At 57.7% G+C, this 3742-nt stretch carries 3 protein-coding genes; all 3 read right to left on the bottom strand.

Annotation, left to right across the window (positions count from 1 at the left end; translation table 11 throughout):
• A partial coding sequence (locus tag AC0AP0_RS10110; protein ID WP_490430368.1) for a glycoside hydrolase family 3 N-terminal domain-containing protein occupies window positions 1–1284 on the bottom strand: 1284 nt, incomplete at its 3' end.
• A 71-nt stretch (window positions 1285–1355) separates the two neighbouring features.
• Entirely contained in the window at window positions 1356–2732 is a 1377-nt protein-coding gene (locus AC0AP0_RS10105; RefSeq protein WP_254477307.1) for an MFS transporter, read from the bottom strand.
• A 131-nt stretch (window positions 2733–2863) separates the two neighbouring features.
• The coding region (locus AC0AP0_RS10100; RefSeq protein WP_490430367.1) for a pyridoxal phosphate-dependent aminotransferase at window positions 2864–3742 on the bottom strand (879 nt) is incomplete at its 5' end.

Here is a 3742-nt window from a genome sequence, read left to right as displayed (position 1 = left end):
CAGAGCCACCTGCTTGTCGGGAAGATCCATGCTGGTGCGGTCAAAGCCCTCGGACTCAGCATCTTCAGGCAGCCCCAAGAAGAGCACCACAGCGTCGGCTCCGCGCGCAACATCAAGCGCCTGCTGGGTCAGAGCGGGATCCTGCTCCTTGTCGTCAAAGGTGAACCCGGGCGCGAAGTCCACATTCATGCCAGCCTCTTTGAAGCCATCCAGGGCCGAGGAAACCTCGGTGGGCGTGATGTGCGAGGAACCCCCGCCCTGATAGCGCGGAGTCCGTGCAAATTCGCCAATGACGGCGACCTTCTCTTTTGGATCAAGGGGTAGAATCCGGTCTTCGTTGCGCAAGAGGACGATGGACTCCTGGGCCGCTCGACGAGCCATGTTGTTGTGCTCCTGAACGTCGTAACGGTATCCCTGCTGGGACATGGCCGGACGAGCCTTGTCAATCAGATCCAGAATCCCCTGGGCCATCCGGTCCAGCTGCTTCTTGTCCAGCTGGCCAGCCTTCACGGCCTGGACCACCTGGTCATCAGTACGGGAGGGCGGCATCTCCAGATTGAGCCCGGCCTGCAGAGCGTTGACCCTGTTGTGGACGGCCCCCCAGTCGGACATGACCATGCCCTGGTAGCCCCACTCCCCCCGCAGAACGTCCGTCAGCAGCCAGTGATTCTCCGAACTGAAGACTCCGTTAACCTTGTTGTAGGCGCACATGATAGTCCAGGGCTTGGCATTCCTGACCACGTATTCAAAGGCCGGCAGGTAGATCTCGCGCAGGGTGCGCGCGTCCACGTCAGAGCTGACCCTGAGCCGGTCGGTCTCCTGATTGTTGGCCGCAAAATGCTTCAGAGATGTCCCCACCCCCTTGGACTGGACCCCATCGACCAGACCTGCAGCTTCATGCCCGGCCAGCACAGGATCCTCCGAGTAAAACTCGAAGTTGCGGCCACCCAGTGGGCTGCGCTTGATGTTGATGCCGGGGCCCAGAATTACGGCCACCTTCTCCTGGATGCATTCCTCGCCCATGGCCTGGCCCACCTGGTAGGTCAGATCAGGGTTCCAGGAGGATGCCAGTCCAGCGGTCGGTGGGAAGCAGGTGGCCGGGACCGAACCGTAAACGTCAGAGCCAGTGGCCTTGCGTAGGCCGTAGGGGCCGTCGGTGATCATATAACCTTCGTAGCCCTTGTCGGGAAGTCCCTGAAGGTGCCACGAGTCGGATCCCGAGGTCAGCGAGGCCTCCTCTTGCAGATCCAAATCCTTGGCTTTGGTATGCGATTCTTCTGTCATGTCTATTTTCCTTTCGAAATCGATTGGCCGGGCCGCTGCTCAGTACGGGTCCGGGTTACAGGTTTTCAGACTCACTTGACCTTGCGAATCATCATGATGAAGACGGTCCCCACCAGCAGGCAGGCGATGGCGACTGGGAAGATCATCCTATAACCACCGAAGATGCCGATGACCAGCGTAGTGCACCCAGGGGCGATCACCTGGCCGATCGTGTTGGCCAAGTTGAGGATACCCAGGTCCTTGCCAGCTTCCTTGGCATTCGGCAGCACATCGACATTCAGTGCCTGGTCGACTGACATGTAGCACCCGTTGCCGACTCCAGCCAGAGCGGCATAAATGTACATACCCGTTGCAGTTGGCATCAGGAAGGGGAAAACCATCCCGAGAGCAATGATCAGACAACTGATTGCCACGATCACTTTCCGCTTCTGCAAGAAGTCCGACAGAGGGCCCGAGACCACAGCGGCCAGAATGGTGGTGATTACCGAGAGCAAGGCCATGATCTTGAGTGTGGACGCAGCCTGGGCATCGCTCAAATGGCAGTACTTCTGCAGGATGTAGAGTTGGTAGCCCGAGATCATGTAACAGCCGACGATGAAAGTGAACCTGCCCAGAAGCGCTAGGTAAAAGTCCCGGCTGTTCTTGGTGGGCGGTATGAAGGATCGACCAACATCAGCCCAGGTCCGCTCCACGACTGTGTTTGCAGCAGACTTCTCACGGGGCCAGATCAACACCGTGAGAATGCCCGAGAAGAGGAAGATGATCATGCCTACTATCAGGCCGGTATGGATCTTGGTTATGAACGAGCTACCAATGATAGTACCCAGCTGTTGGCCGACGATCTGGCTGGCCCCATACAGTGCCGAATACGTTCCTCTGGTCGACTCAGGAATCCTGTCCGAGAGGACTGCCACAGCAGGGGCTATTAGGCAGTTGATGCCCACCTGAACAATGCACCAACCGAAGATGATCATGGGCAGTGCATGGGACTGGATGACCATCAGAAAGCCAAGGGCGCCAATGATGCCGCCAAGCACGATCCATGGGGTGCGCTTGCCGACACGGAACCTAGACATATCCGAGAGAGCGCCGAAAACAATGTTGGCCACCAACGCAAATACGCAGCCAATCGAATTCATCATACCTAGAGCCGCTTCAGCGCTGACTCCACGCAGGGAATTGAAGATCTGCGGCAGGAGGACCCCGGATCCCATGGTGAAGGGCGCCGCCCAGAGCAGGGATACCATAACAAACCCGACAGCGAAGCGGAACTTCTCCGTGCTGTTGAGCCTTCTGCCAGTATCCGGAGCCAAGCTTGCGTCTACACCATGATCTGCGACAGCACCTCCGGTCTCATCAACGGTAGCCATGGCTTTGATGTCTTCCCCGACTCGAGCACCAACCCCCTTGGCTGGGTCTCCCCTTCGATTCTTATTTTCGTTCCCCATCGTTATTGCTCCTTTGTGTGCAACCTTGCAGTCAGTGGCTCATCATTGAGCCCTACCAATCTCCCCCTTCCAGGACGGGTGATCATTCGGAACTTATTATCGGAGCAAACTAGGCAAGAGGAGGGTTATAATCACAGGATTTTTCTAATTGCTGAGACGACAGAGTCCACATTTCGGCGGAATTCCAAGGATTCTGGAAGGAGCGACAGAGCAAGATATCCGTTGCCTGGCATGTCGAAAAAGTAACCGGGTTGGCCAGTCAAGCCGCAGGACCGAATCAGACAAAGAATCAGTTCCTCCTCGTCGATGACCTCGGGAAAGCGCAGCAGAACATTCCATCCGCCCTCAGGCCTGAGCAGGGAGACGCAGGAATCACGTTGGTCCAATGTCTGTCTAAGGATTTCGAGATTGTCCCTGGCCCGTTTCCCCACTCGGCTGGTCTGGCCGGGAATATCCGATAGCATGGCCTCCATGTCCCTGGTAATCAGAAGGCTCATGGGCAGGTAATCGTCGGCTATCAGGTCAAGATGGCGCTTGGCGGCGGCAACCTGGTCCGCTGGCCCGGAAACCTGAATCCAGCCCACCTTGGCATGGGGAGCTGCCAGACTCTTCGAGAACCCGTCCAAGGCGAAGGTCAGCACCCTATCCTCCCCAGCCAGTCGTGCGCGGCCCGGCAAAGGATCCAAGGGATAGTCAAAAAAGACCTCATCAGCGATGATGGCCACCCCATGCCGCTGACAGAGTTTCAGCAGCGACTGGCGTTCTTCTGGATGAATGTAGGACCCCGTGGGATTGTTGGGGTTGATAAGGACCACGGCGCGGATGCGGCCGCTCTCAGGCCCCTCCAAAGCCTCTCTGACCGTGGCCAGGTCCAGGGCCCAGGACCCGTCGTAGGCAAGGCGGTATGGAATTGTTCGGACACATTCCAGACCGGCGATGGATTCGATCAGAGGATATCCGGGCCGGGGCTCCAGAATGGCATCACCCGGGTCGCAGAGGAGCTTCATCAG

This window comes from Bifidobacterium sp. POST2/T3 (B1) (assembly GCF_058197115.1).
Note: the sequence above shows the minus strand (reverse complement) of the source record. Positions and strands in the feature narration are given on the sequence as shown.